Source organism: Eggerthella sp. BIOML-A1 (genome assembly GCF_009875595.1).
In the GTDB taxonomy this organism is placed as follows: Bacteria; Actinomycetota; Coriobacteriia; order Coriobacteriales; family Eggerthellaceae; genus Eggerthella; species Eggerthella lenta.
Map to the genome: position 1 here is coordinate 112,789 of NZ_WWRZ01000001.1, position 26,259 is coordinate 139,047.

General features: G+C 53.9%; 26 protein-coding genes, 2 pseudogenes and 1 other annotated feature. Of the genes and pseudogenes, 9 read left to right on the plus strand and 19 right to left on the minus strand.

Annotated elements, in window-relative coordinates; all coding sequences use genetic code 11:
- Positions 1–73 precede the first annotated feature (73 nt).
- The 6 genes from GT590_RS00490 (at position 74) to GT590_RS00515 (ending at position 4,695) form a co-directional block, all read left to right on the plus strand.
- A complete protein-coding gene (locus tag GT590_RS00490) occupies positions 74–907 on the plus strand; it encodes a hypothetical protein (protein WP_161170778.1) in 834 nt (277 codons plus the stop codon).
- Between the two features lie 11 nt (positions 908–918).
- Positions 919–1,647 carry a hypothetical protein gene (locus GT590_RS00495; protein ID WP_147271462.1) on the plus strand — a complete coding sequence of 243 codons (729 nt, stop codon included), beginning with the start codon at positions 919–921 and terminating at the stop codon, positions 1,645–1,647.
- A 73-nt stretch (positions 1,648–1,720) separates the two neighbouring features.
- A complete protein-coding gene (locus GT590_RS00500; protein ID WP_147271461.1) occupies positions 1,721–2,458 on the plus strand; it encodes a hypothetical protein in 738 nt (245 codons plus the stop codon).
- Positions 2,459–2,549: 91 nt separating this feature from the next.
- Positions 2,550–3,518 (plus strand): hypothetical protein, encoded by a 969-nt coding sequence (locus GT590_RS00505; protein ID WP_086414248.1) that lies wholly within the window; start codon positions 2,550–2,552, stop codon positions 3,516–3,518.
- Positions 3,515–4,270 carry a hypothetical protein gene (locus tag GT590_RS00510; protein WP_086414247.1) on the plus strand — a complete coding sequence of 252 codons (756 nt, stop codon included), beginning with the start codon at positions 3,515–3,517 and terminating at the stop codon, positions 4,268–4,270. Before GT590_RS00505 ends, GT590_RS00510 begins: the two co-directional genes overlap by 4 nt.
- An 8-nt stretch (positions 4,271–4,278) precedes the next feature.
- A complete protein-coding gene (locus tag GT590_RS00515) occupies positions 4,279–4,695 on the plus strand; it encodes a DUF3788 domain-containing protein (protein ID WP_086414246.1) in 417 nt (138 codons plus the stop codon).
- Between the two features lie 219 nt (positions 4,696–4,914).
- Here the strand turns inward: GT590_RS00515 and GT590_RS00520 are convergent, their stop codons facing one another.
- Complete coding sequence (locus tag GT590_RS00520) at positions 4,915–5,151, minus strand: hypothetical protein (protein ID WP_086414245.1); 237 nt, start codon at positions 5,149–5,151, stop codon at positions 4,915–4,917.
- Between the two features lie 111 nt (positions 5,152–5,262).
- Here GT590_RS00520 and GT590_RS00525 point away from each other — a divergent pair, with 111 nt between their 5' ends.
- The gene (locus GT590_RS00525; RefSeq protein ID WP_147271460.1) at positions 5,263–6,054 is read left to right on the plus strand and encodes a hypothetical protein; all 792 of its coding nucleotides are present in this window, start codon (positions 5,263–5,265) and stop codon (positions 6,052–6,054) included.
- Positions 6,055–6,245: 191 nt separating this feature from the next.
- On the opposite strand, the gene GT590_RS00530 is transcribed toward GT590_RS00525, so the two are convergent.
- The 13 genes from GT590_RS00530 to GT590_RS00590 all read right to left on the minus strand — a co-directional run bounded on the left by GT590_RS00530 (position 6,246) and on the right by GT590_RS00590 (position 20,786).
- Positions 6,246–9,659 carry a collagen binding domain-containing protein gene (locus tag GT590_RS00530; protein WP_147271459.1) on the minus strand — a complete coding sequence of 1,138 codons (3,414 nt, stop codon included), beginning with the start codon at positions 9,657–9,659 and terminating at the stop codon, positions 6,246–6,248.
- A gap of 11 nt (positions 9,660–9,670) precedes the next feature.
- Entirely contained in the window at positions 9,671–10,183 is a 513-nt protein-coding gene (locus GT590_RS00535) for a DNA gyrase (RefSeq protein ID WP_086414242.1), read from the minus strand.
- Positions 10,184–10,253: 70 nt separating this feature from the next.
- A complete protein-coding gene (locus tag GT590_RS00540; protein WP_161170779.1) occupies positions 10,254–10,592 on the minus strand; it encodes a hypothetical protein in 339 nt (112 codons plus the stop codon).
- 95 nt (positions 10,593–10,687) lie between these two features.
- The gene (locus tag GT590_RS00545; RefSeq protein ID WP_205289555.1) at positions 10,688–11,680 is read right to left on the minus strand and encodes a hypothetical protein; all 993 of its coding nucleotides are present in this window, start codon (positions 11,678–11,680) and stop codon (positions 10,688–10,690) included.
- A 5-nt stretch (positions 11,681–11,685) separates the two neighbouring features.
- The gene (locus tag GT590_RS00550; RefSeq protein ID WP_086414239.1) at positions 11,686–12,441 is read right to left on the minus strand and encodes a hypothetical protein; all 756 of its coding nucleotides are present in this window, start codon (positions 12,439–12,441) and stop codon (positions 11,686–11,688) included.
- 13 nt (positions 12,442–12,454) lie between these two features.
- Positions 12,455–14,140, minus strand: a complete 1,686-nt coding sequence (locus tag GT590_RS00555; protein ID WP_086414238.1) for a glucosaminidase domain-containing protein — start codon at positions 14,138–14,140, stop codon at positions 12,455–12,457.
- A gap of 4 nt (positions 14,141–14,144) precedes the next feature.
- Positions 14,145–16,682 (minus strand): VirB4-like conjugal transfer ATPase, CD1110 family, encoded by a 2,538-nt coding sequence (locus tag GT590_RS00560; protein ID WP_161170780.1) that lies wholly within the window; start codon positions 16,680–16,682, stop codon positions 14,145–14,147.
- Entirely contained in the window at positions 16,651–17,082 is a 432-nt protein-coding gene (locus GT590_RS00565; RefSeq protein WP_227791066.1) for a PrgI family protein, read from the minus strand. Before GT590_RS00565 ends, GT590_RS00560 begins: the two co-directional genes overlap by 32 nt.
- Before the next feature lie 5 nt (positions 17,083–17,087).
- Entirely contained in the window at positions 17,088–17,303 is a 216-nt protein-coding gene (locus GT590_RS00570) for a hypothetical protein (protein WP_086414237.1), read from the minus strand.
- A 202-nt stretch (positions 17,304–17,505) separates the two neighbouring features.
- Complete coding sequence (locus tag GT590_RS00575) at positions 17,506–19,374, minus strand: VirD4-like conjugal transfer protein, CD1115 family (RefSeq protein ID WP_086414236.1); 1,869 nt, start codon at positions 19,372–19,374, stop codon at positions 17,506–17,508.
- 1 nt (position 19,375) lies between these two features.
- Positions 19,376–19,954 carry a hypothetical protein gene (locus tag GT590_RS00580; RefSeq protein ID WP_086414235.1) on the minus strand — a complete coding sequence of 193 codons (579 nt, stop codon included), beginning with the start codon at positions 19,952–19,954 and terminating at the stop codon, positions 19,376–19,378.
- Between the two features lie 38 nt (positions 19,955–19,992).
- Positions 19,993–20,496 (minus strand): peptide ABC transporter substrate-binding protein, encoded by a 504-nt coding sequence (locus GT590_RS00585; RefSeq protein WP_086414234.1) that lies wholly within the window; start codon positions 20,494–20,496, stop codon positions 19,993–19,995.
- A gap of 5 nt (positions 20,497–20,501) precedes the next feature.
- The gene (locus GT590_RS00590; RefSeq protein WP_086414233.1) at positions 20,502–20,786 is read right to left on the minus strand and encodes a helix-turn-helix transcriptional regulator; all 285 of its coding nucleotides are present in this window, start codon (positions 20,784–20,786) and stop codon (positions 20,502–20,504) included.
- A 641-nt stretch (positions 20,787–21,427) separates the two neighbouring features.
- Between GT590_RS00590 and GT590_RS14415 the strand changes: the two are divergent.
- Together GT590_RS14415 and GT590_RS00600 are read left to right on the plus strand one after the other, a co-directional pair.
- Positions 21,428–21,604 (plus strand): annotated as a pseudogene (locus GT590_RS14415) (transposase); the annotation flags it as partial.
- 26 nt (positions 21,605–21,630) lie between these two features.
- Entirely contained in the window at positions 21,631–22,428 is a 798-nt protein-coding gene (locus tag GT590_RS00600) for an IS3 family transposase (RefSeq protein ID WP_086414231.1), read from the plus strand.
- Positions 22,429–22,431: 3 nt separating this feature from the next.
- Here the strand turns inward: GT590_RS00600 and GT590_RS00605 are convergent.
- The 5 genes and pseudogenes from GT590_RS00605 to GT590_RS00625 all read right to left on the minus strand — a co-directional run bounded on the left by GT590_RS00605 (position 22,432) and on the right by GT590_RS00625 (position 26,105).
- Positions 22,432–23,630, minus strand: a pseudogene (locus tag GT590_RS00605) (IS3 family transposase).
- Positions 23,236–23,352, minus strand: a sequence feature (AL1L pseudoknot). Its footprint overlaps the pseudogene before it by 117 nt.
- A gap of 493 nt (positions 23,631–24,123) precedes the next feature.
- Positions 24,124–24,567 carry an SDR family oxidoreductase gene (locus tag GT590_RS00610; RefSeq protein ID WP_232453205.1) on the minus strand — a complete coding sequence of 148 codons (444 nt, stop codon included), beginning with the start codon at positions 24,565–24,567 and terminating at the stop codon, positions 24,124–24,126.
- Between the two features lie 2 nt (positions 24,568–24,569).
- Positions 24,570–24,743, minus strand: coding sequence for a YccF domain-containing protein (locus GT590_RS00615; protein WP_086414229.1), 174 nt, complete (start codon positions 24,741–24,743; stop codon positions 24,570–24,572).
- 245 nt (positions 24,744–24,988) lie between these two features.
- A complete protein-coding gene (locus GT590_RS00620; protein ID WP_086414228.1) occupies positions 24,989–25,648 on the minus strand; it encodes a molecular chaperone in 660 nt (219 codons plus the stop codon).
- Positions 25,641–26,105: a cytochrome b/b6 domain-containing protein gene (locus tag GT590_RS00625; protein WP_147271458.1), complete on the minus strand. Its 465-nt coding sequence runs from the start codon at positions 26,103–26,105 to the stop codon at positions 25,641–25,643. The genes GT590_RS00620 and GT590_RS00625 overlap by 8 nt, the downstream gene beginning before the upstream one ends.
- Positions 26,106–26,259 lie beyond the last annotated feature (154 nt).

The window sequence follows — 26,259 nt, forward strand, 5'->3', positions numbered from 1 at the left end:
GCGACCCGGCATCCTTACTGGTCTGCGCATTCAAATACCAAACCCGTTCGAGCTCAACCGTGGCTTACAAGACATGGCCGAGCAGCGTGGTTTCGGATACTTGCGCGATGAGGTTGATGCGGACGATGGCTTTGGCAAGCTGGCATCGAAGGGCGATGAGCCCGCCACCCTCGGGCTCAGTAAACAAGAATACTATCTGAGCCGCGCTGAGCGTCGCGTACTTGAAAGCGGCGAGTATTCTTGGGTGAACGACATCCGCGATCGCGTTTCTATGGCGAAGAACCTTGCCCGCAACGAAAGCGAGTTTCGCCAAATCTTAGACATGCTTGAGGTGGACGTTGACGACAACTCGCCCAAGGCGAATCGTGCGGATTGGATCTATTCACTGCGCGATCAAGGTGCCAGGCGCGTTGGCGGCGAGCGCTTGGGTTACACCTTTGGCAAAGAAGCGCTACAGTCGCGCTTTGCCCGGTCGAGTGCCGCAAGGCCAACCATCGCAGCCTCCAAGAACTTCATGGCTATTGCGGTGCAGGCTACGGAAATCAACGACCTTGTAGAGTTGCACAACCTGGCATTCACATTGGAACTCAACGGACGCTATGGCATTGCGGGAATCGACGATTATGCCCGTCGTATCAGCAGCCTTGAATCTAAACGGGAACATGTAGAAACGCCCAGACAAAAGGACCGCATTACCGCGCAGATTACGCAGCTAGAGCAGGCGCGCGAATTCGTGCGCGAGAAGGCCCTGCTTCCGCAGCAGCGCCCGGCACGCCCCAAACGGCAACTTACGCCCGCACAGAAGAAGGTTGCGGCACAGCGCAGCCAATCCGGATACAGCTACGGCGATTCGCGGTATATCGATCGTGGCTATGACCAGCCAAGCCGAGACAGTCGAAGCAGATAGGAGTTTGCACTGTGAACATTCAAGTGTTTTATAACAGCGGGCGCGTTGACGAATTTGACGTGGATCGATTCACGCTTCCGCAGCCCTTTGACGGCAACAACATGCTCACCAATTTCGAGGTGCGCTTTGACAACCTGGATACCGAGAGCTTGTGGCTGCAAGCGCATTTCTATGACATTCGAGCTGAATACCGACAAGATGCGCAAGCCGACACAACGCCCGTTGCACGGCGCATGCGTGGATGGCGCTTTCTGCTGGTGGATAAAACCGAGATCAGCCATGTATCCAAGGTCGTGGTGAACAAAGAAATGGTTGCCTGGCGTGTGGGCGAAGACCTTATCAACGGGATCAAGTTCCGCGCGCAGGAGCTTGCCTGCTTCAACAACGACACGGCATCTTCTATCAACAGCAAAGCCGTGGCCGTGCATGACTATCTTGCCAACACAGATCCAGTTCTTGCTGCAAACGAAGACGAGCTGTGCCAGATGTTCGGATACACCCGAAGAGCCTACGAGCAAGTGCTGCTAGCCGAAGGGTGCCAGCCCACCGAAGAGAAGAAGCCCAAGCAGCAAAACTCAGGCACGGATGCCGAACAGGTTCCGGCCGAAGATGAAGAGGGCGAAGAGGATGAAGAGCTTTGGCTCGATAACCTACCCAACATCGATGAGGCGGATGAGCCCGACGACGACGGCTGGGACGACGACTATGACGATTACAACGATGAGGAGAGTGCACGATGAAGTTTGTATTCGGATTCTTCCGCTGGCTGTTTAAGGCCGTATTCCGTTTCTTCATGTAAAGGAGTGAGTTTTCATGAAAGCAAAAGATGCTCTGGCGCAATGCCGGCAGACTATTAAGAGCCACCCCAAGCAGGTAGCTGCCATTGCTGCTATCACAGTCGTTGCGGTTGCCCTTATCTGCGCGTTTTGCTTGCGCGGGTGCGATAGCAACGATGCTGTTGGCGAAAGTTCGACTGATACCGCAAGTCAAACAAGTAATGACGGCTCATTGAACGTTGCAGCTATTGAAGCTGGTCTAACAACCACAGAAGCGGTGCAAAGCGCTTCGTCGAACGAAGAGCAGAATGCCGATGCGGCAGCAGGCCAAAGCGCAGCAGAGAATGGTTTTGTTGGTTCTGATAGCCAACCCACTGGAACCGACTCAACACAGGCACCAAGCTCTGCACCGTCAGACAGCAATAATGTCGGGGCTTCTGGTGGCAGCAATAACGGTTCTTCGAGCAATAATGAAAGTGTGCCTGCAGCACCAAGCAAAAAGTGGGTTGTGGACTATTCGCAGGTTTGGGTTCAGGACTCCGCAGCGTGGGATGAATCCATTCCAACGTATGGTTACGAAGAAAAATCAATCTGCAATGTTTGCGGCTCAGACATTACTGGTAATGAAGTTACTCACGGCAAGGCCCACATGATGGCTGGCGAAGGCAGTGGTCATCATACCGAAATGGTTCAAGTGGTTACCGGCAGCCAAACCGTTCACCACGACGCTACCGGCCACTACGAAACCGTCGAGAGTGGTGGGCATTGGGAGTAAGATTTCAAGTGTAATTACATCTATTTTTACTCAATTTTACTTCTATGCTGTAATTGGGTAAAATATGGTGAAATTAAAGGAGGTGCAGGATATGGATTTGCCCGCAAGCGTTCTTGGCTTTACCGTTTCACAGGGAGAGACGCCGAATCTTGGCAGCTATCCTATCTTCTACACGCTGCACAACGATATCTCTCTCGGCTCCATCGGCGATACCGAATGCATGTTCGTCGCTCCCAAAGGCACTATCAGGTTGCCGATGCTGGTGAATATGATTGGTAAGCTGCAAGCCGGTTTCAAAATGCCGTGCGTCATCGTTTCGCAAAGCCTAAGCAAATACCAAGTTACGCGCCTATGCCAAGAAGGTATAGCCTGGATCAATTCAGAAGACACCCTTTTTCTGCCCTTTCTGGGGCTTTCCTTCTTGAGCTTTTCGGAACCCGAAGGCGCTAAGCCCTTATCGCCGCAAGCGCAGCGTCTGGCAATCCACATCATCAATGGCTCATGGGTAGGCAAGTCAACCAGCGAGGTTGCTCAGTTGCTGGGCAAGAGCTTGGCAAGCACTTCGAACTATTTCAAAGAAATCGAGCTCGTATTACCGCAGGTTATAGGATCCCAGGGACGCAAGCGTTTTATAGCCGAAGTGAAAGATGCGTCTGCAGCCGAACTGCTTGAAACCTTTGAGCCATATCTTTCGTCTCCTGTTGCATCATCTGTCTATCTCAAGTTCAAAGATAGCAAAGAAGACTTCTTATCCCAAGGTTGCTTCTATGCGGGGATCACCGCTTTGAGCATGCTCACGATGCTTGCAGATGACCACTGGACAACCTATGCGACAGATGAATACAACCATGCTTATTTGGACGAGTATGCAGACCGCATGAACGTCGTCGAAAAAGATGACGTGCCCGATATCTTGCTTGAAATCTGGAACTACGACATAGATGCAGATGGCGACCGAGTTGACGACATATCGCTTTATCTCTCACTGAAAGACAACGACGAAGACGACCCGCGTCTTGATGACGCACTGGAAACCCTGAAGAAAAGGATTTGCTCATGAGTGTTCAAGGCATGGAGCTTTTTAAGGAAAGATTTGCTGACTTCCCCGACCGATATGCATTGATTGGCGGCAGCGCGTGCGACCTTATTTTTGCCAGTCGCGGACTTCAGTTCAGGCGAACCAAAGATCTTGACATCGTCATACTGGCCGATCGACCTGCGAAGGACTTCGCCCAGACGCTCTGGGCGTTCATCGGCGATGGCGGATATACCTGCGGTTGGCGCAATGATAACGATGTGCATTTCTATCGCTTCACGGAACCAACGGACAATGCCTACCCACATATGATCGAGCTCTTTGCAAGGCACCCTGACTTTCCGCTTCACAACGAAGACTCGGAAATTGGACCCCTTCCCCTTGATGAAGACGTATCGAGCCTTTCGGCCATTCTTCTGAATGACGCGTACTACAACTTCCTTACGAGTGGGTTAGATAAAGTTGACGGCATAAGCATTGTAGACGCCGCCCATATCATTCCCTTGAAAGCTCGTGCCCATATCGACTTGAACGACCGCAAACGCAATGGCCAACACGTAAACAGCGCGGATCTTAAGAAGCACAAGAAAGACGTCATGCGTCTCATTGCATTCGTTCCCGCAGAGACGCATATCAGCCTCGATCCTCAGATTGCCAGAGATATGCAGCGCTTTGTTGCGGAAATGCGTGAAGAGAACATGCGTGTTGACCAGCTTGATATCGGAATGACATTGGAACAGGCGCTAGATATTCTTGAGGTAATTTACAAGCTATAGGAGTAAAGATGTCGGCAATAGAGGCACCAAGCGAAGAAGCCCTAACCGAATTAATCGGAGCCCGACTGCTTGAGGTATGGCAGACGCTTGACGCCACCATCAACCAGAGCTACGACATGGAACAAACATGGGGCTCGGGCGGCAAGAAATGGACGTACGAATACAAGTACCGCCGGGGCGGCAAGACACTTTGCTGCCTGTATGCCAAAAGCAACTGCATCGGATTCATGATCATCTTCGGAAAGCACGAGAGGGAGAAGTTCGAGGAAATCAGAGGCGAACTGCCTAAAGCGGTTTGCGACCAGTACGACGCCGCCGAAACCTACCATGACGGCAAATGGGTAATGTTCGCACCGACGGACACGAGCGACTTCAGTGACTACCTTAAGCTGTTGGCCGTCAAGAGAAAGCCCAACCGCATATAACGATGTTGGGTGCAAAAGAAACCCTTATGCTGTTGGATGTTTTACGTCCTACTGCAATTGTTGTCATTAGGTGGATAAATGCAGTAAGGATGCATTTGCATAGCGATGCCATTATGAACAAACAATCATCAAGTCTGCTCTCGATTCGTGGATTGTATTTGCGCAAACTAATGATTCGCGTTAGTTTGCGCAAGATGAGTCCAGACGGATCCCCCTCTCCTAAGCTGCAGCTGACAGAAACTTCCCGCAGGCGTTCATCAATTGTTTACGCGCCTTGGGGTCAATCCCTAAAAGCACGCAACCGGTGCAGGCCGCTATCGTAAACGCTGCCTGCGGGTTGATACGGTCAATAAACGCCGCAATGCTTTCATCAATCTTATTGCTTAGCCCAAACGAAAACGTTTTGGTCGTTCCATCTGTCATGTACTCAAATCCAGTCTGTCCGTTGAATTCCATTGTGGGCCTCCTTTATCAGAATCTCTTGCATGAATTAAGTATGGCGGCTATTATTTATACGTTCAACGCATGAAACTGAATATATTTATCAATATTGACGAAGGGATATCCGTGGAGAGCATAGAATTTACAAAAGCAGTGATCTGGAACGAACGACTCAGCAAGTGCATAGAGCGATACAAGATTGATCACGGAAAAAATGGCAAGTTAAGCTTAGAACGAATAGCTCAGGATTTTGAATCAAAATATGGAGACAGATTACCAAAGCATATTGGGCAACCTGATATAAGCAAATGGCAAAACGTCAGAACTAGATGTGGTTCGGGCAATCCGTTCCCAAGTCCAACATTAATGATTTACATTGCAGATTTTTTTGAAGTTGACCTCGGATACCTTCTCGGAGAGACCGATTCGAAGACTTTCCAAATGGAAGACGCCGTTTCCTTCATGGGGTTGACCGAAGAGGCGCTACAAAAAATACGACTTGCAACGAGCTACGAATCGGCATTCCATGCCGTGCAAATGTCAAATTTTGAAGCAAGAAAAATCATGAGCGCATTGTTCGAGTCAAAGAGTTTTTTTGCCCTAATCTCAGAAATGCAGCGGTTTGATTTCGCCTACAGCGATCCGGGATTATCGGATAATATTTGGAATAAACTCGAAAAGAAGCATGCCGCTGCTCTACTGAATAGGGCATTTGATTTTGATCCCTATGAGAATGAAGACTTTAAACGCGAGGATGATCCTGAATTGGTTGATGCGTATTTAGATGTGCAGGATGCTATTGATAAGATGCACGATCATGACGAAATGAATGCCCTAATCATGGAAGCTCAACGCTATAGAATTACTCGGCAATTTTCTGAGCTAGTCGAAGAGTTATATCCGACCTCCAAAGCATAATAGCGTCGCTGGTTTTATTATTTGCAATTAGCTTTTTATGACAACAGCGGCTGGGGATGAACCCAGCCGCTGCATTTAGTTGATGAATCCTTCTTCGATGCGGGAACAGTCTCCGCTAACCTTTGCGCAAGCAAGCGCGATTAGCGTGAACAGCCCCGACACGAAGCCGAGAAGCCAAAGTGCTATTGCAATCATTCAGTGTCCTTGTCTTCATCAACAGAGGTACCGCTTTTGCGCGCAAGATACATTGCTCCACCAGCGCAAGCAGCTGCACCTGCTAAGGCTGCGAAGGCCCACCAGGGGAAGCTATCGCCGGTTTTTGGCAAGTCACTGTTAGGGGTTCCGGGAGTCTCAGGTGTAGCCTTGTCCTTCATCTCGACCTTCTGCACGTCGCCCGTGGCCTTTACCGTAAACTTCACGTCTTCGGCGATCTCATAGCCATCGGGAGCGCTGGTCTCGCGAAGTGTGTAGTCGCCGGGCTCAAGGCCGTTGATGCGGTGAACCTTGCCGTTGGTATCCCATTCAGCAACCACTTTGTCGTCCTTGTCGATTACCTGCAGGTGTGCACCAGGAAGCTCATCACCGGTTGCGATGTCGGTCTTGGAGATGTCGACCTTGGTGTAGTCATCCTTCATCTCCACCTTCTGCACGTCGCCTGTCTCCTCGACCGTGAACTCGATGGACGTTGCCACGAGGTAGCCTTCGGGCGCGATGGTCTCGGTGAGCACGTAGCAGCCAGGCTCGATGCCAATGATGCGATGAGCGGTGTCGGTAGATACCCATTCCTCGATGACGTTGCCGTCCTTATCGGTCAGCACGAGCGTTGCACCAGGCAATTCTTTGCCAGTTGTCGCGTCGGACTTGGTGATATCGAGGATGGTCGGCGTGTTTTCGAACGTAAGCTCAAGGGTGTCGCCGAACTGAGTACCTTCCACATCTAGCCCAATGAAGCCTTGGTCATCCACCCTGAAGGAGACGGGTGCGGCATCTGCCGGAATGAAGTAGCCTGCAGGTGCCTTGATCTCAACGATTTCGAACGTGCCGTGCGGCATGTAGGGTAGGCTTGCCGTGCCGTCTTCGCCTGTCGTCAGCTCGCATTCCCAGTTGACGTTGAAGCCAGAGTCTACCTCATCGGTAACGGCTGGCGCAGTCTGTATGATGCGGAACGTCGCACCGGAAAGCGCCTTGCTCGTATCGGTCGAGTCAACCTTCAGCAGCTGCAAGGTGGTGGGCATGTCGACGGCATCAAGCGATTCCACCACGACGGGAACGAGCTGGCCCTGAGTTTCGATATTGATGTGGTGCTCATCGGTGTCAAGCGCCCAGCCCTCGGGGCTCTTGGTCTCGTAGGCCACGTAGTTACCCAGGAACAAATCCTCGATGGAGGCCTTACCGTCGGCATCCGTGGTCACATAGCCGACAACCTGGCCGTCTTCGAAGCGAACCGTGCCGTCGCCAGTGACGACGTCGCCCTCGGCCTTGATGCAATACTCAGCGTCCTCGACTGGCACCTCGGTGGTGCCATCGGTCTTGAGCAGTTGAATCTCCGCGCGGATGGGGGCATCAGCATACGTGAGCGTGATGGGGTCGTCCCAAGTGCGGTACTCATCAACCGTGAACGTGATGTCCTTGTCGCCAAGCACGTATCCATCGGGTGCCGCCACCTCATGGATGGTGTAGGTTCCCTCATCGAGCTTCATCGGCAACGTCACATGCCCCGTCTTGCCGATGGTGGTCCAGGTGTCGATGACCGTCTCGTTCATGTGGTCGGTGTAGGTGACAAGCTTACCGTTGCCATCGAAGATCTGGAAACTACATGCGAGCGGGATGGACTTGCCTGTTGTGCTGTCGACCTTCTGGATGGTGAGCGGGGTTTGCGGAATATGGTTTGCCACTACCTGCACGGGGCTGTACTGGCCCTCCTCGCCGATTACAATCTTCCAGTCATCCACGCCGATGAGCTTGATGCCGTGTTCCGCCTTCACGTGCTCGGCCACGTCATCGGGAATGATCTCATGCACCGTGTACTCGCCGTAAGCCAAAGCAGCGCTCCAGCCGACAGGCACATGGGTCTTGGTGGTGGCGAATCCGTTCTCGTCAGTGGTAAGCGTGCAAACGACGCCACCCTTTGCGACTTCGGCTCCGGTATCAGGTGAGACGACCGCATTCTCGTTCTCGTTGATGATCTGGAACTGCACGCCCTCAATTGCGATGCGAGTCAGCTCCTGGTTCTCATCATCGTTGTTCGTGGGGACTTCCTTGAACAATCGGTAGTCACCACGTTTAATGGTGTCGGGAACCTCGGGGCTGTTCCAGGAATATACGCTCTCGCCGATGACGCCATCGCTCGTAATCTGCACGCAGAATTTATTCGGCGGATTGTTGGGGTTCACGCCGTCATCGAGGTTATATCCTACAGGAGCCTTCACTTCTTCGATGATGGCGGTACCCAGTGGCATGCAAGCCGTTGTTCCATTGGTCTGATAGTACAGGTCGTCGCCGGCAACCTTGAACTCATTGGCAAAGTAGGCGTAGCCGTCCGCGTCTGTGGCAAATGTCCATGAGCGCGTAGGTTTACCCGATGCGGCAGCCTCGGCAGCACTGTTGTAGTAGCCGTCGTAGTACTTAACGCTGAACTGCGCTCCTGAGAGGTCGGCCACGCTTTGCGGTCTATGCTCGCTTGTGGTCGCATCAACCTTGCCAACCAGCATGCCAACCGGGTCAGTGCCGGGTGTCTCGGCGACCTTACCACCGTTCACACCGGTTGTTTTCCCTGGATTCACCACTACGGTGTACTTGTTCGGATCGAGCATATAGCCAACCGAAGGCAGCGTCTCCTTTACGTAGTACGTGCCCGCCTTGAGGTTTTCAAGCTTGCCGTAGCCATTGGCGTCGGTGACGATCTTGCCAACGCTCTTGCTGAGGCCGGAATCCGAATACACCGTATATTCCGCACCTGCCAGCGAGTAACACTTATTGCCGGCGGTGATGTCGGGCTTCCCGGAAGTTTTGGTCAGGTCGATGTTGCCGTGCTCGATAAGCTGCGGCGCGACGCACATGCTCTGCGAATTCGAGCTTGTCCATTCCGTGCCCGTTGCCTCATAACGGTTCTTGTTGTCTTTGTAGTAGCTCTTGGCTGCATCGTAGACACCATAGAAATCATCGTTGTCTGGTGTGACGTTGGCAGCAACGTAGCTGGTGTTGTACTCGCACCAAATCATGAACTGAAGATAGCCGGCCCGCTTGAGTGAACTCCAGTTGACATGCGCCTCGTTCAGATACTTTTCGTACAAGCCAATCTTCAGCGCCATATTCGCCGGCATGGCAGAGGACGAATAGGATGACCCTGCCGAGGCGACCTGCGTGATGTCGATGCAGTAAGCCGGCTTGCCATTCAGTTCGAATGCGCTGTCTGCCCAATGACTGCCGGTGTGGCTGTCGTACTGATAGAAGTCAAACGACCAGCCCGTATCGACAAGCGTTGCCTCAACGGCGTAGGCGCTTCGCGATGTCGTGAGTAGGCCCGTTATTCCCGAAAGGGCGATAAGCACCGCAAGCACGATGCGCATCGTTTTCGAACCGCTTTGTCTGATTGCTTTTCCCATGATCAACCCGCCTATCGCGTCTGAGCATTGCGCTGTGGCTGGGAGGATTCCTCAAGTGCGCCGGCACCGTTGCGCGCGGCTTGAGCCTTACCGCTTAGATCTGCCTCCTGTGTGCGGGACTCGCGGTCGTGGGCGTGCGCCTGGAGGTAGTCGCTGCGCTGCTTATCAACCGCATCTTTGATTTCCTGCGACATAACCTTTACCGTGTCGCGTTCGGGCTTACCATCGTCATCGAGAACGGGGTTGCCCTCGCCATCAAGAACGGTTCGTTTGAGCCAGACCTCCCTATCGGCAAGCAAGGGGATATCGCGGAAGTTCTCACCCCTGAAGCGCGAAGCATTGACGAATAGCGGGCTGAATTGATAGCAGCCAACGTCGATGCCATCGATGGTGGTGCCCTTGGGCAGCGTCACTTGGTTGAACGTCTTCAGCTCGCCGGTTGTCTTGTCGGTATACTCGATATCCGTGCGGACGAAGTTCTTGTGAAGCGTCAAAAAGACGTTCTTCTTCTCTGTTTCGGTCATTGTCTCAATCTCCTTTACATTGGCGGTGACGGGGTGTTGTGGAAGACCGCGCCGTTGTTAACTGCATCATTCATCTGCTCACTTGAGCCTCCTTTACAGGATCGTTGCGGCCGCGTTGGTCACCCGCATGGAACGCGCGCGCAGCTGCCTCACGTTCGGATAGGGATCGGGGCACTTGAAAAGCGACGCGCTCGAACTCCTCGTATTCCACGGGCCTCGCCTCGAAGGCCGCAAAGGGTACTGCTTCTCCGATAACGCCCTCGAATTCCTCTGCGCTTTCGTAGTCCCAATACTGGCCGCCGTCGTATTCGGACCAAGTGCCATCGGCGTTTCGCAAATGCGACGAGAAATACCAGCCGAAACCGTTAGGGCTTTCTTCGTCGTCAGTAACGTGCGCCTCGAAGTACATGGGCTCGTGCTCGCACATCAGGTCGTAAACGCGCCAAGCCGCCTGCTCGCAAGGGCAGGAATCATAGTCATACATAACGGTTCACCTCCTCTCTTCTATCCGCCAACGATGTCGCGGGCCCAGCTTCCGCTCTTTACCAAGGACAAGATGAGCAGGATGCACATCGCCAGGTACTGGAGCGCATAGGTGAGCCCGTTGGCAATGCCGTCTATGGGCGTACCCGTTCCGGGGTTCGCCGCATTGAGGCCGCCAAGGATTATCGGGAAGGAAATAAGTAGCACGAGGATGATGATGCCTGCCAGGCACACTGCCACGAAATTCTTGACGTAGCCGATGCCTATCTGGCGGGTATCCTCGGTACCCATGAGCGCGAGCGGTATGGGGCTAAATGCCGCCATGAGGTAGAGCTGGATGGCTCGCGCCCAAGAAACGACGAGCGCAACGATATAGGCCACTAGCACCACAACCCAGCTGATAAGCGCCACGATGAGCATGGCAACGAGCGCCGCTACGTCGTCGTCGGTGGTGACGATTGATACGGCATTAAGGTCGATGGCACCGCCCGTGCCGAACATGTTGATGACGCGCTCGATGGCGAGTTTTGTGATCGAGTAGATGGACGCCATGAGGTCGAAGCTGTTCTGAATAAGGAACAGGAAGACTGCAAAGAAAACGAGCAGGAACACGACTTCCTTCACACCCGGCAGGCTCGCATTGCCATCCATCTTCTGCGAGATCTGGATGAGCTTGATGGTGAACACGAACCCGAGCACGCCGCAGCCAATGGGCAGTATAGCAACCTGCCACACCCCATGGACGAGCGAGTACATGGTGGTGTTGCCCGCCGTGCCGAGCATAGAATCAAAACCGGCGGCGAGGATGCCATCGTAGCCGATGGACTTGAGCATGTTTATCTGGTTCGCGAAGATCCAGTTGCAGCAGTCGCGCAGCACCCCGCAAAGCCATTTATTGATGTCGTCAGCAATCGACGCGAAGGCGAAATCCGGGAACAGCATGAGCGAGCTTAAGATCAGGAATGTCCCCGCGAACGCTAGGACGAAGCGTCTGTCTTTGATAGTTACCGGCATCCGCATCACCCCATGACCTTGAACGTAGCCGGGCCGCGTGCGTATTCAACGGTAAGCACGGTCGATGCGGCATCATCGCAGGTGAAGTTGGCGCTTACCGTGCCGCTTGCGTAGTCGACTACAAGCGATTGCGTCCACGTTGCCTTGGTCGCCGTGGGAACATGCGCATGCGCGTAATCGGTCACGGCTTTGGAGAACCCTTCAGTTGTGCCGCCTAAGAGTTCACGGAACTCATCGTTAACACCTATAACCTCAACGACACCAGCGTTAGGCGCTCCCTGGCTGTAGGTTTTCGCCAGCGTGAAATCATCGCTTAATACGGTATAGGCACCTGCAGCATCTTGGCGTACAAGCACAAGGGAATCCTTGGTCGTGCCATCTGGCAAATCCAGCTTGAGCATGATCGACGTCTGGCTGCTTTCCTTCGTCACCGACTTGACATCGAATGCGGTCATGTTGTTGGCAACGCCGTCAGATTCGGCATAGCGGCCATCCTTAAACGCGATGGTCGACTTGCCGCCGTCGGCAGTCCACACACTGCTCTTCAGTATCGCCAGCGCGTTCTTCTCGTCTGCAGGCAGCTTCTGGCTGGAAGTATCCAAGGTATTCGGCTGTGCCTGGTTGTCTTCTGATTCTACTGGGACAATTTGTCCCACCGTTTCATCCTGGTGGACGAGCGTGCAACGCACGACGCTCGACCCGACTAGGATGACAACGGCTCCTATAGCAAGTGCCATGAGGATCTTGCCCTTCTTGTTCATTGCTTCAACGCTCCTATCTGTTCGCGCGCAACGCGCAGGTGAAATAGTTGATGCCGGAAGAGATCTTGCACACGTCACCGGTCTGCGGCTCATGGATGTACTGGTCTCCGCCGATGTAGATAGCCACATGACCGTACCTGTAGAGGATGTCACCAGGCTGGGCTTCGGACAGAAGAACTGTGGTAAGCGCGCTCTTCTGATCTTCGGTGTAGTGAGGAATGGATATGCCTGCCTGCGCATAGCAGTACTGGGTCAAACCCGAGCAGTCCAAACCGACACCTGGAGTAGACCCGCCCCACACATAGGGAACCCCAAGCTGGCTGTATGCCGCCTGCACAATCACGTCCCCGTTTGCCGTCATAGACTCGAATTGCTCGACGGTCATCCCATCAAAGCGGTAGAGGTTGTAGGTGGTCATGATGCTCTTGAGCGATTCAACGTAGCTTGAGCTTGTGGCATAGCCGGCGTCCTTCAAGCCTTCCGCCATCTTGTCGGACGAATGCGTAGCCATTGCTTCCTTGATAAGCGCGTTTTCCGAATAACGGGAGTTCTGCAAGAAGACGCGGCTGCGGAAGACGATGCAGTCCTTGTGCGACTTGAAGCTGGTGAACTCGGCGGTGATTGTGACGTGCTGCCCGCCATACTCCTCACCGGTCTGCCAACTGGAATGCCCCGACACTTCCTCGGCTAACCCGTAGGATGAGGCCCACTTGATTCCGAACAGGTTATTGTCGCGCGTTGCCAATCCGGACAGATGGTCTCCCTGGCCCGACTCGCAGATGATCTGCGCGATAGTACATCCTGCGGGATGTCCGTATTTCTCTTGGCATTCAAGCGCGGTTACCACCATTTCCTGCGTGATATAGGGAGGCAGCCCTGCCATTGATTGCTTTGCAGCCTCGTTTTCCCAGAAGCCGAAAAGGGCGCTGATGAGCTGAGATACCACCATCATGGCAAGCACGAATGCGATGATGCCCGCGATCACTCCAGCAACGGGTGCCAGTGCACCAGAGGCCATTGCGGCAAGCGTCTTTGTACCGCCTGCCTTTGCGGCAGTCTCCCCGGCAGCCTGGGCTGCCTTTGCCTGCGCGCCGTGTGCCTTGAGCCAGGTACGTCGTGACTGCATGCGCACCTTCGACTCCGCTGCTTTCTCCTTTGTTTTCTTGGAAACAGCCTTGCGAGCCCGATCTTCAACGGATTTGGCAGTACTGGGACAATTTGTCCCAGTAGCCTTTGCTGTAGTGTTGACCGCATCTTTAGAGGTGCGCATGGCTTTCGCTTTGCGGGCCAGCGCTGCTGCGTCGGAGCCCTTCTGATAAGCATCCGACATCCCGCTTGTCTCGTCATCCTCGTCCATCTCTGCTGCAGCGGAAGCAAATATCGCCGAGCGCATGTTGCGGCTCTTCTGCAGGGCGACGCCCGTCTGCCGCGTGACATTGCGTGCAGCCTGATCGCCGGCATCTGCACCTTCTTGTCCGCCTGCCTGGCGTACTGCGCGACCGAGCACGTTTCTGACGGAAACGCCTCCCTTGCGCGCACCTTTCAGCTCAGCCTCGGCAACCGCATCGGCCTTCTTGACGATGCCGGCGTTTACCGCATCGGTGCGCCCCGCCTTGGCCTCGAAGGCATTGTCGGACTCGCCCCGAGTGAACTCGGTAGCCTTCGCCGTATCGGTATGCTTGGCAAGGTTGCTCGACATGAGCCTATCCCTCGGTCTTTTCTTTGAAGCCAAACTCGAAGCGAGCAGCACGCTTGAGCGCTGCAATTTCTTCGGGCTTGGTGTTGAAGGTGTTGTAGAGCAAGCCCTTCGGCCAGTCGTCGGTAATGGCGATGCGGGCAGCACCTGCCACCAGCAAACCCTCGCCTGGCTTCACGGATTCATCGATGCACGCTTCTTCTTGGGCGGAAAGATCCAGTAGGCGCACCCACTCGCGGCGATCGAGCGGAGACTGCTTCAGCAGCATGATGTAGTCGGAGTTCAGCACCATGTTGCGTGCTTCCTCGTGTTCGAGCATATAGATGGAGTTCTGCGTGATGCCCGTGCAGATGAGGTTGAACTTGCGGCCCTCGGCCCAGAACTTGGAGAAGTAACTGATAATGGCCGGATGGCTGAATAGGCTCTGCACCTCATCGATGTAGAGCCAGGTGGTAACGCCGCGCTCGAAGTTGTAGTACATGCGGTTGCGCACCGCTTCAAGTGCCGTGAGCATGCCGAAGACGCGCATGTTGGAGTTCAGGTCCTTGAAGTCGATATTGGTGATGCGGTTCTTGAATGCGACGTTGGATTGGTTGTTGAAGAACGACAAGGCACCCTTCACGTAGCGCTCGTAACGAAGCGCAATGTCGCGTGCCTCAGCCTCGGGCTGGCGCGTAAGGATGTCATAGAAGTCACCAAGCGTCGGCATCCTGTCATGCATGGATGCGGCAACGTAGGCCGCCTCGACGCAACGGCTGATGATGGACTTGTCCGACTCCGGCAGGCCTTGAGCGCCTTCTGCCATGGTGGCAGACGATAGGGCCAATATCGCCTCTATCTTGAAGGCCATTTGCGACGCATTACCCATGTCTGCAACGTCGCCTAAGTCAAACGGATTCATGTAGGTTGACGAATCGGGCGCGAAGCGGATGGACGTGCCACCGGCTGGCTCGACCACGGGCGCGTATTCGCCTGCAGGGTCGAAGATGATAATCTCGTCATCGGGATAAGCCAAGATGGTGTTCATAATCTCGCGCTTGACGCTGAAGGATTTGCCGGAACCCGGCTTGCCGCAGACGAACCCCATGGGGCTTGCCAGATCCTTGCGGTTGCAAATGACCAGATTGCCCGACTGCTTGGACTGTCCCACGTAGCCACCGCCCGGCTGATTGAGCTCTTGTGAGGCAAACGGCATCTGGATAGCCACCTGCGCGGTGGTCATCATGCGACTCATCTCAACATGGTTGTGACCCAGCGGCAGCACCGAGTTCAGGCCCTGGCGCTGGCGGTAAGTGAGCGTATCGAGGTCAATGGAGTTACGGCGCGCCGTGCTCATGATTTGCAGCACTTGCTCGTCAAGTTCTTCCAAGGACTCGGCATACGTGTATACCAGGCCCGTGAAGATGAATAGGCGCTGGTTCTTGTTCTGCAGATGATCGAGCAGGTCTTCGGCTTCTTCTTTGGAGTACTTGAGCTCGGAGGGCAGGATCTGAAAGTCGTAGCCCTTCTTCACTGCCGTCATCTGCTCGTCGATGATCTCCTTGTCCATCCAGGCAAGGCGCTGCTTCACGTAGGCAACGGCCTTCGCCTTATCCATGGCTTGGATGTGCAGCGTGACGTTGAGCGGCAGGGCCAAGTCGATGATGTCAGCCAAGGCGCGGTCGGACAGCTCACTACCGAAACGACGGAATCCCAGCACCTGGCCATACATGCCGTCCGAATAGAAGCAGTCGGCGCGTCCCTGCGGCTTAAAGTCAAGCACACCCGGAGCGATAAAATCCTTGGTGCACAGACCGCTTCTGCATGACAGTTCATCGAACACGGAAGAAGTCAGCTTCTTGCCCGGACGCAGCTGCGAATGGATAGCAGCCAGGCGCTCTTCTCCACGCACCACAGTCGCGTCGCTTCTGATGCGCGCAAGCGTCTGCACGCAGTCGTTTCTCATGCGGGCGAGCTTCGGTACAGCGGCATCCACATTGGGCGCACCAACCGCAAAGGTCAGGTAACGCTCGCGGATGAGGTTAGACACACCTTCGCGCATCTTGTCGTTCAAGATGCGGTTGTATTCATCCACATAAGCGCGCGTGCGCTCCTCGTGGCACTCGAAGAAGATCTTGTTGCCAATCTCGTCTGCCGGTATCGGCGTATTCACGATGTTGAGTTGCACGGAGGTTTCCGCACCGAAGTAATCGAATAACTGACAGTACGTGGAAAAGATCGCCTGCTGGTTTTCCTCTCGTGCAGACTGATAGCTGATGTCGGTGAACTTCAACGTTTGTGAGAAAACGCCGTCCTCTACCTGGGCGATGCCGTCGGCATACATGGCGTCATAGCCGATATAGGCCAGCACGTCCTTCGCCGCAAAACGCGCACGACGCTTCGATGTCGTCTGTTCGGTGAGTTCCTTTTCCTGTGTGCGCAGGCGGCGGTTAACGTCTGATTTGCCGCGCGCCTTGGCGTTTGCGCGTGCCGCGTGTAGTTCCTTCTTCTCTTCTTTTGCGGCGCGCTTTGCTTCACGCCTGGATATCTTCTCGGCTCGGCTCATACAGCTCGGCCCCCTTCCTTTTGGCTTTGCGTGCATGCTTGCGATCTTGTTTCTGCGCGAGGGTTTCGCGCAGGGCTGGCTCTGCCTTGTCGATGGAAGATGCGTACAGGATCCTGTCGTCGTTGAAGGTATGCTGGAACCACAGGGGCATGAATTGTTCGAGCTTCATGGTGTAAGGCCGCCAGAATCCTGCGAGCCAAAACGGCATGGAGACCGCCATGACAGGAAGCGTGGCATTCGATACGTCGATGCCTAAAACGAAGTAGGTGAAGGCCGCTGCGGCAACTGCCGCTGCAAGCCCGCCCGTTACGCAGATAAGCGTGCGAAACGACAACTTTCCAACGATCTTCTCGCTGTATTCGCCAATGTCTTTATGGATTGATACGCTTAGCAACCGCATCACCCCTAGGCGGGAAGCCAGGATGTGTCGAGCATCCCGAAGTAGACGGCAGCGGCGATGATAATGGCACCGCCGGCGATGGTGGAGATGGCGCTGGCAATCTGGCTGCCGCCTTGCTGCTCGCGGATGGCGAGGCCAAGGGACACCGCACCCCAGACGACAAGGAAGCCGCCCAGGAACGTAACGCAGCCGGATACGAGCGTAATGATGTTTGCAAGCATATGGTTTGCACTCCTTTACATGGTTTCGCGGCCCAAGGTGGAAGTGGCCGCTGTTTCAAGTGGTAAAATTCGCTGCGGAGCGTAAGCTCCTTTACATTGGCGGTGGCGGTCCCAAGCGATTGTGTGGAAGCTTTCGTGAAGCGTGCGGTGCCCGTTATGGCATGGCCGCCGCCGTTGAGGTCGCTTACTGGGACAATTTGTCTCAGTGCATAGGCATCACGCTCCCGCGCACCCGTGCGCAGTAATCCTCAAAGTCAAACTTCTCTCGGAACACGGCGTCTTCGCCGTGCCTGTCAACGTACTTGTAGCGGGAATGCGTTTCGGGTCGGTATTTCCCGTCTAGAAGCGGATTCGTTCCTGCGATAAGCAGGATTGCCTGGCTGCGCTTCAGTTTGCCGATCTCGGCGGCCTGGATAAGGTCTCGCTCGCTACGCCCGTAGTTTTTGGTGGTGGATGGATTTGCGCCTCGGCTCTCGTTCACGTTGAGGGTCGACACCGTTTCCTTTCCAATCATCTCCGAGATTTCCTTATTGGTTTCGTTGGACTTGCTACCCAAAAACAACGTCGTGTCGCAGCAGTCGATGATGGTCTGTGCGTCATCTTTATACTCGCGCTTCAGCTGCGCGATTGACTGCAGGATTATGGATAGCGACATGTTGCGACTGCGAACGACGGCGACGGTCTTCTGCACCTCGGGCAAGTGTCCCAAGTTGGCAAACTCATCGAAGATAAAGTGCACCGGCGTGGGCAGCTGGCCCCCAAATTCGGCCAGCGCCTTATCGCACAGTACGTTCATCGTTTGCCACATCATGATGGCGAACAGAAACGCAAAGCTATCCGACGTGTCCTTCATGATGGCAAACAGCGCCGTCTTTTGTCCGGGGTCACCCAACGTATCCAAGTGCATTTCGTCATAACGCAATACTTCGCGCATCTCATCGAAGGTGAAGGGTGCCAGGCGCGCATTGCAGCTGATGATGATTGATTTCAAGGTCTTGGCAGCACCGCTTTTGAATGACGTGTAGTTGTTCAGGCTAAAGTCGTTTTCCGGCTTGGTCGGTGTCCCGGTTTTCACCCAGGCATAGCCGGTGTCGGTTCCGTTTGCAAAGCCGCGCACATCTGCATCGAAGCTAAATGCCTTATCGCTTACCTTCTGATAGGACTGCCCAGATTCGATTTCATGGAACAGCAGATCGAGCGGGCTCATGTATGATTCGTCATCCTCGTGTGCCTCTGCCAGATTGAGCAAAGTCATGAGGCCGGGGATATTGCGATCCTTTTCCGGGCAATGGAATACCAGGTAGCCTATGAGCGCCATGTAGAGCATGCGCTCGGATTTCTCCCAAAACGGATCGTTGCTGCTTTCGCCCTCAGGCGTGGTGTTCTTGATAAGGCAGTCGACGAAGGTGTAGACGTCTGCCTGCGTGTGCACGTAGGCGATGGGGTTGTAGTGCATGGACTTGGTAAAGTCGATGGTGTTGAAGCTCAGGATGCGGTACTTCTCGCGCTCCAGCATGTGACCGACGTCGGGAAGCATCGTTCCCTTGGGGTCGGTGACGAAAAACGACGTGTTTGCCTGCATGAGATTGGGCAGCACATAGTAGCGGCTCTTGCCGGAACCGGAGCCACCGATAACGAGCACGTTGCGATTGCGATCGAGTTCGAGGTCGAACTGCTTGCGGCTCACCGCCATCGCATAGTGTTCGGTGAAGATGATGTTGTTGTCGGAGGCCTCCTTATCGCGGAAACGCTGGCCTTCCTTGATCGTGCCCCAATGGGCAGAACCGTGTTCCTCGCCGTTGCGGTAATTGCCCTCACGCATAAGCGAGTAGGCCCAAACTATCCAGATGCCGCATGCCGCAACAAGGCCCGCTGCAAGAGCGGCAGGCTCAAAACAAAACACCGCGCCACGCTGGGCAATAAAGGCAGGAAGCGCATATACCGCCTCGCTGATATGTGCCAGAATCGGGGCCGGATACGTCGACAGACAAGCCGCGTAAACGTCCACCAAAATGAACGCTACTACGGAGAAAACGGAGGCGAAGATGAGCTTGTCTTTACGCAGCCTCATCCTATTTCGTCTTCACTTCCTGGAACTTGTCCTCGCGACCGATATCGCGCCCACGCCCTTGGCTTCGCCCGGCTTCCAGCGCAGCAGAAGAGGCCCGCACGCGGGCAGACCGCTTCTCCAAGGGCTCGGAGTCTCGGCTCGTTTCCTTCGTTTGTGTTTTAGCCGGCTCCTCGCCCCGGGAAAGCTGTGTGTCTGCTCGCTCAAGAGATCTGTCGACATCTTCAATCAACTCATCGAATACCCGGTCAACTTTGGAGGCGTCCTCATGCTTGAAGAGCAGGGATTCTTGCCCTGTCCTGTCATCGACAAAGAAGCTATGCTCGACGCCGGCGTCTTCAAGCTGCTTGTCCAAGATTTGTTTGATGCTGTCATAGCCTTCCATCTTGGAAAGCTCGTCAAGGTTTAAGCGTGCCCACTTGGGTTCGGCCTCGTCGACACCAAGGTCGCCCTTCGTGTGCTTGAGTGCAACGCTGAGCTTGCGCGCTGCCGCATGCATTGCTTCTTGACCCGCCTGCTGCCCAATATCCATGAGCCAATCGCAGAATTTCTCGCCTGACTCGTCGCCGAAATCGCTTGGCATAGTTGTCTCCTATCTACTGGGACAATTTGTCCCAGTGCCTATTTGTCTCTGCCGTCGCGTTGGGCTACGGGCTGGGTTTTCTGATGAGCGCCCGCATCCTTTACCCGCGTTGCCTTGTCCGAAAGGGATTCTTGTGATTCCAAATAGTCCAGGTCGTGACAGACTTGCGGGCTTGCTGCGGCCATAGAGCAAATCAGATGGTCAAATCTATCTGGATCTTCCACCGTGCCTTCAAAGCTGATGTTCTCGAAATCCAACCAGCCGTCATCAACCCGCTTTAGTGTCCACCACTCATCACCGCCGTTAACTTGCTGGATAAATGCGAGGTCTTTGTAGCAGATGCCCTGACGGATAGCCCAGTTACCGTGGGTGAAAAAGCTGCGCAGCTCTTCAAGGTCGTCGGCAACGCAGAACTCGTACGGATACTCCTCAAGATAGGGGTCATCTTGCCAGTCATAGCCGCCGCGCATAAGCCAGCCATTCTGCTGACACTTCTCAATAAGCGTTTCTTCGATTTGCGTATCGACAGGTCTAAAGTGCACGGTCTCTAGTCACCTGATTCCAATTTTCGAATTGTTTTAGCTACGTCCGATTTGAGCGTCCAAGGGATAAACCTCAAAGGGCAGATTGCCTGAATGGGAATCTGCAGGACAACCATCAGTAAGGCCAGCTCATCTGCGCGCATAGTGCGATCGCCCCTCAGGACGTTTCCGAGCCTTGCGGCGTCAATGCCAGTGCGGCGTGAAAGCTCAACAAGCGTTATGCCCTGTGCTTCCTTCATCTGGTTGGCGGCTCCGAGAATATGCTGTTCTAGAGTTTGGCAATTCTTCATGATGGGCTCCTTACGATTCCTAACGACGGGTCATCAGGAATCGCCTCATCGCCTCTTGGACGTTCGGCCACATCAAGATAATGATTGCGGGGTAGCAAAGGTGAAATCTTCGTATATCGGTAGCAAAGCTTTTCAGTTTGAAATCTTTTTCTTCCGTTTTGAAAGTACGACTGAATTTACGGCCCGTCTGCTCGTGCAAAAAAACGCAAGAAGCCCGCACACTTCGCGGGCTTCGAAATAGAATTTTTAGGCCCTTGGAGGGCATGACTTTGGCAGACGGTTCCACTTCACCTTTTCGCTTCTTTATTTGCGTGCAACCCTGGTTAATTGCTCAAGCGCGATGCGGGAGGCCTGACAAGATAATTATATTGCTAGCCAAATCATATTAATTAGCTACCTGCTAATTGCCTGGGGTGAATCGCCCCGGGTTCCCCGGACAGTTATAGATCACACGAAATCCGAAAGGACGATCTATAATGAACACCATGGAAAACAAGAAGCCTTACAAGAAAAGACCGAAGCAGTACCCAGAGGAGATCAGGCAAGAAGCGATCGATCTTTTCTATAGCTGCCTCAGTGAGTACAAGACAAGAAGGAAAGCATCCGAACATGTTGCTGAGCTCCTCGGTATCGGAGGTCCGGAAACCGTCCAGAAATGGGTGAGGCAGGCCGAGGTCGATGACGGGGTCCGTGTCGGTACCACCACCGATGAAAACGAGGAACTGAGAAGACTTCGAAGAGAAAACGCCGAACTCAAGCGAGCCAATGGGATACTCAAGGCAGCCTCGGCTTTTTTCGCGGCCGAGCTCGACCGGCCACAGAACAAATAATCCAGTTCATAGATATGTTCAAAGACCATCGTGAAGACAGTGGCCTACTCTGGCGTGTCGAGCCGATATGCAAGGTCTTAACAACAGAATACGGAGTTTCGATCTCGAGGTCAGGCTATTACGGCCACAAAAAGAGCCCACCCTCTAACAGGTCTATCAAGGATGCTCGCCTGAAAGATAAGATCCTAAAGATATATGAGGAGAACTACTCTTGTTACGGTATCTTGAAGATGTGGCACGCTCTTCGAAATGACGGAGAGAAAGTCGCTCGTTGCACTGTTGCCCGCCTTATGAGCGAGCTCGGGATCAAGGGAGCTGTACGTGGCAAAGTGAAGAGAACTACGATTGCCGGGAAGAATATACGTTGTGCCGAGGATCTCGTGAGACGCAACTTCAACGCAGACCAACCCAATGAGCTTTGGGTGGCCGATTTCACCTACATCTCCACCTGGGAGGGCTGGTGTTATTCCGCTTTCGTGATCGATGTCTTCGCCAGACGCATCATCGGGTATGCAGTATCGACCCGGATGAATGAAGCCTTGGTTGAAAACGCTTTCAAGATGGCGCTTCATACCCGCGTTTTCGAAGGAAACAGCGACCTTAAAGATGCCATACACCACAACGACAAAGGGAGCCAATATACCGCTATCGGCTTCGCCGAACTTCTCTCAAGCCACGGGATCCGTGCTTCCATCGGAAGCGTTGGTGACTCCTACGATAACGCTTTGGCTGAATCGATCAACGGATCATATAAAACGGAATTAACAAAGAGATTGAATCGCCCCGGGTTTACCGGAGACTCGATTCCTTGAGTCCTATGCTACCTGCATGAACTCCTTTTCCCAATATTTCGCCTCTAATTCAGCTGGCGGAACATATCCTATAGTACCAAACAACCTTTCCTTGTTATACCAGTCAACCCACTCAAGAGTAGAGTATTCAACATCATCAAAGCCTTTCCATGGTCCCATGTGACGAATAACCTCTGCCTTATAAAGTCCGTTGATTGTCTCGGCTAAGGCGTTATCGTAGGCATCACCTACAGAGCCAACGGAAGCCGCTATACCTGCTTCTTCAAGGCGTTCACTGTAGGCAATGGAGAGGTATTGTACGCCAGCGTCATTGTGATGGATGAGCTCTCCATCAGGATTTCTTTGCCATAATGCCATCTCAAGTGCATCAAGCACAAGTGCGGTGTTCATGCGTCGAGACACGTTCCATCCAACAATCCGGCGCGCATAAGCATCGACGATGAAGGCAACATAAACAAAGCCTGACCAGATGGCAACATAGGTAAAATCTGCCACCCAAAGACGATTAGGCGCAGCTACTGTGAAATCGCGATCAACGAGGTCTTTTGGTCGAGTAGCATTCTTGTTCGAGCTGGTAGTGACTTTGAATGCGCCGCGACGGATACCTTGTATACCCAGTTTTTTCATCAAGCGCTCAACGGTACAGCGAGCAACGCTGAATCCTTCGCGTAAAAGCTGTTTCCATACTTTGTCAGCACCGTATCGGCACATACTTTCTTCCCATACGCGATATATCTCAGGCTTCAGTTCCTGGTCACGAAGTTCTCTTTCACTTGGGATTTTGCTCTTGTGAGCATAATAGGTCGATGGAGCGATCGGCAGCATGGCACAAATCGGCTCGACTCCTAGTTCATCGCGATTCTTGTCGATGAAATCGACCATCACTTTTGTTGGCGGTCGAGCTCCGCCCCGAAGAAAGCCGCAGCTCGCTTCAAGATTTCATTGGAGCGTTTGAGCTCCTTGTTCTCTCGCTCAAGCTGTTTCATGTGTTCAGCTGCCGTCATGCCGTCCTTCAACGGTTCACCGGCATCCTCGGCAGTTCTTACCCATTTCCTGAGCGTCTCAGGGGTCATACCGAGCTTCTCGGCAATCGAGATGATGCAAGCCCACTGCGAAGGGTACTCGCCTTGGTGCTCATCGACCATCCGAACCGCTTTGTCTCGGATTTCTTTGGGGTAACGCTTTCCTTTTTGCTTTTCCATAATGGCTCCATCTTCTCAAACTTGGAGCCTCCGGTAAAGTCGGGGCGATTCAGATTCGGTCCTTGGGAATGCTTCGAACAACTCAATCTCGAAACCCATCGGTGGGTACACTGGTTCAATTCGGAAAGGATAAGCGAACATAATGATTTCAAGAGTCCGATAGAAGTAGAGCGGTTGTGGTACAGTGAGGGAGTCGATGTCAGAAGACATCGTAAAAGCAAGGTCTAAAACTGTCCACTAAAGTCGGGGCGATTCAGGGATAGCAAATGACAATAAGATATAGTAAATAACGAGGTCAAAGCGCTTTTTCACTATAAGTGATGGTAAAGCAATCTAGGCCGTGAACAAGTACTGTTTGACTAATCAAGAGATAAGAACAGAAGAAATCACCCCCCAGGAATTTTGCCGAAAACAAAAGAGAGAAGGGCGATGAAACCGCCACCAATCCCTTCCGTCTATACATCGAACGATGAACGCATGCTTTATTCCTATTTCAGCCTCTGCCGTTAATGATTGCGGCAGAGGCGTTGGCGACTAAATGCGGTATGAGATGTGAGCCAATGTTCATGATTTTCGTAGCTGCCGAGTAGTAGACAATGGACGACCGCCCCGTCTCCATGGAGTGATATCCCGCCGCTGCGACCTGTTCGGGTGTAGCTGGGCGGAAAAGCGTAAACATCTTAGAGGCGTTCATCTGCGCTGCCTTCTCGAAGCCCGTTGCCGTCGAACCAGGACAAAGCGCCGTCACCGTGACGCCGCTTTCGCACAGCTCGACATTAACCGCTTGCGAAAACGAGAGCACGAAGGCCTTTGTGACGTAGTAAATCGACATGTATGGCCCCGCTGAGAAGGCTGCCATCGACGAGAGGTTAAGAATGCGTCCGAAACCAGCGTCGTGCATATCCATCCCATATAGATAGGTCGTCTGCATAAGCATGGTCACGTTGAGCCTTGTCGAACGGTGCCAGCGACAGCGCCCGCCATGCGGAAGCTGATCCGCCGCAGCGGGACGCCGGCGATTGTGACGTAGAAGACCGCACCGGCGATTGCATACGCCAGCGCGGTCCATATGCCGCCGATCAGTATCCAGATGATGTTACCTATGGTCTCCATCTTTGCGACCCTCGTCTCTTCTCTCGAGAATGTGAGTCAGGCATTCTTCAGCGGTTGGCTAGATGTCCTGATTTCTATTCTACACAACAAGAACTCCGCGCCTAAGCTGAAGCCGACTTCACTTACCAGTGGAGCTGGCGAGTGTGGAATGTGTTCGATTTCGAAGTGATGAAGTATTCGCTAGCGCCTGCAGCGTGGCGTTGACAACAAATAAACGGAGGCCTGCACACGCCCTTCTACTGCGGTCACAACTTCGACAGTGTGCAGTCCTTTAATTGGCGGAGCATTTCGGCGGCACACCGATAGAAAATCTCGCTCGCCTCTCCGTCTATTGCATCGGCGAAATCTCTCGTCCACGTCTGCACATGGCCTTTCAAGAATGTCTCGTACACACTCTCGCCCACTGCGGCTCCCTCGCTCGGCTTTTCAGCGCCCCCTTCAACCGTGCACAGGTACTGGAGGAATTCAAGCTCGCACGCAATATGGTCGAGTGGCTCGCGCAGCCCCGGCCTATTTCCGACGCCCGCCGCGTGCATCGCGCTTTCCACTTCCGACGTTTCTCGACTGAGAAACAGAACGGGGTCCCTCCCCTCGGCAATCGCCTTCCAATAGCTTCCGTAAGGCGAAACCAGAGGTTCTCGGGTGCCGATGAACAGCCGGGTGTATTCGATACGCAGGGCGTGAAGCGCCGTATCCTCATCACCGGCGTATTTGTCGTCCACGCGTTCGAGCAAGGCGTCGAGGCGCACGTCGGTAATTCCCCATGCGTGGCACACCTCGCGAGAGGCTTGGGAATATTCGCCGGATGCAAGCGCCGCGGCAAGGTCGAAAGCGGGGAACGAGAAGCTTTTGGCGAGCAGTTCGAAAAGACCGGCCCTCTCGAGCCAAACGTTAGATTCAATCATGGGAGGATTCCTTTCTGCGGGTGAAGCGTTTACGCGAAAAGCGGATGGCAACACACCTTAGACGAACGGCGATGTGAACGACCACGAGAATGAACAAGACCTTCGCGCTGGCGGCATGCAGGGGGTCCCAGAAAAAGAACCCGTTCGTCTGAACCATCCCCAAGGCGGGAAGAACCGTTCCGGAAACCGCCAGGCCGGAGCAGGCGCAGACCACGATGGTAACCAAGGTTGCAAAATCGAGCACCAAGAGCATATGGGCCCCGCCCGAATGGGGTTTCACCGCGGCTCTAGCGATACGCATCCCCGTCTCCCAGCCGAGCACGACATGCGCAATCGCCAGGACGACGAGGGCGAGCCCGAGCCATTCATGCGCCAACAGCCCTGTCGCTGCGGGAAGCATCGAAGCCGAAAACGCGACGGAAACAGCCGTCGAGCATATACGGGGAACAGTGCGCACGCGCCTCACCTCAGCCTCTTCAGCGCGAGTATGAGCCCACCGGTCAGAACGCACGGCAAAACGAACCAGAGGTTCAGGCTCGCATCCGAGACCTTGCGGTACCGCCCCAACAGCGAGCTCCACGCGTGGCACTCCATCGAAGAGCACTCGGATA

Bases quoted from the DNA above. Each gene is read 5' to 3' on its own strand.
- GT590_RS00600 (WP_086414231.1), top strand. From the start codon at position 21,631: ATGTTCAAAGACCATCGTGAAGACAGTGGCCTACTCTGGCGTGTCGAG.
- GT590_RS00590 (WP_086414233.1), bottom strand. From the start codon at position 20,786: ATGAAGAATTGCCAAACTCTAGAACAGCATATTCTCGGAGCCGCCAAC.
- GT590_RS00550 (WP_086414239.1), bottom strand. From the start codon at position 12,441: ATGAACAAGAAGGGCAAGATCCTCATGGCACTTGCTATAGGAGCCGTT.
- GT590_RS00515 (WP_086414246.1), top strand. From the start codon at position 4,279: ATGTCGGCAATAGAGGCACCAAGCGAAGAAGCCCTAACCGAATTAATC.
- GT590_RS00535 (WP_086414242.1), bottom strand. From the start codon at position 10,183: ATGACCGAAACAGAGAAGAAGAACGTCTTTTTGACGCTTCACAAGAAC.
- GT590_RS00620 (WP_086414228.1), bottom strand. From the start codon at position 25,648: ATGATTGAATCTAACGTTTGGCTCGAGAGGGCCGGTCTTTTCGAACTG.
- GT590_RS00510 (WP_086414247.1), top strand. From the start codon at position 3,515: ATGAGTGTTCAAGGCATGGAGCTTTTTAAGGAAAGATTTGCTGACTTC.
- GT590_RS00565 (WP_227791066.1), bottom strand. From the start codon at position 17,082: ATGCGGTTGCTAAGCGTATCAATCCATAAAGACATTGGCGAATACAGC.
- GT590_RS00540 (WP_161170779.1), bottom strand. From the start codon at position 10,592: ATGTACTTCGAGGCGCACGTTACTGACGACGAAGAAAGCCCTAACGGT.
- GT590_RS00575 (WP_086414236.1), bottom strand. From the start codon at position 19,374: ATGAGGCTGCGTAAAGACAAGCTCATCTTCGCCTCCGTTTTCTCCGTA.
- GT590_RS00570 (WP_086414237.1), bottom strand. From the start codon at position 17,303: ATGCTTGCAAACATCATTACGCTCGTATCCGGCTGCGTTACGTTCCTG.
- GT590_RS00505 (WP_086414248.1), top strand. From the start codon at position 2,550: ATGGATTTGCCCGCAAGCGTTCTTGGCTTTACCGTTTCACAGGGAGAG.
- GT590_RS00560 (WP_161170780.1), bottom strand. From the start codon at position 16,682: ATGAGCCGAGCCGAGAAGATATCCAGGCGTGAAGCAAAGCGCGCCGCA.
- GT590_RS00580 (WP_086414235.1), bottom strand. From the start codon at position 19,954: ATGCCAAGCGATTTCGGCGACGAGTCAGGCGAGAAATTCTGCGATTGG.
- GT590_RS00520 (WP_086414245.1), bottom strand. From the start codon at position 5,151: ATGGAATTCAACGGACAGACTGGATTTGAGTACATGACAGATGGAACG.
- GT590_RS00615 (WP_086414229.1), bottom strand. From the start codon at position 24,743: ATGGAGACCATAGGTAACATCATCTGGATACTGATCGGCGGCATATGG.
- GT590_RS00490 (WP_161170778.1), top strand. From the start codon at position 74: ATGGCCGAGCAGCGTGGTTTCGGATACTTGCGCGATGAGGTTGATGCG.
- GT590_RS00610 (WP_232453205.1), bottom strand. From the start codon at position 24,567: ATGCTTATGCAGACGACCTATCTATATGGGATGGATATGCACGACGCT.
- GT590_RS00500 (WP_147271461.1), top strand. From the start codon at position 1,721: ATGAAAGCAAAAGATGCTCTGGCGCAATGCCGGCAGACTATTAAGAGC.
- GT590_RS00555 (WP_086414238.1), bottom strand. From the start codon at position 14,140: ATGTCGAGCAACCTTGCCAAGCATACCGATACGGCGAAGGCTACCGAG.
- GT590_RS00530 (WP_147271459.1), bottom strand. From the start codon at position 9,659: ATGGGAAAAGCAATCAGACAAAGCGGTTCGAAAACGATGCGCATCGTG.
- GT590_RS00545 (WP_205289555.1), bottom strand. From the start codon at position 11,680: ATGCCGGTAACTATCAAAGACAGACGCTTCGTCCTAGCGTTCGCGGGG.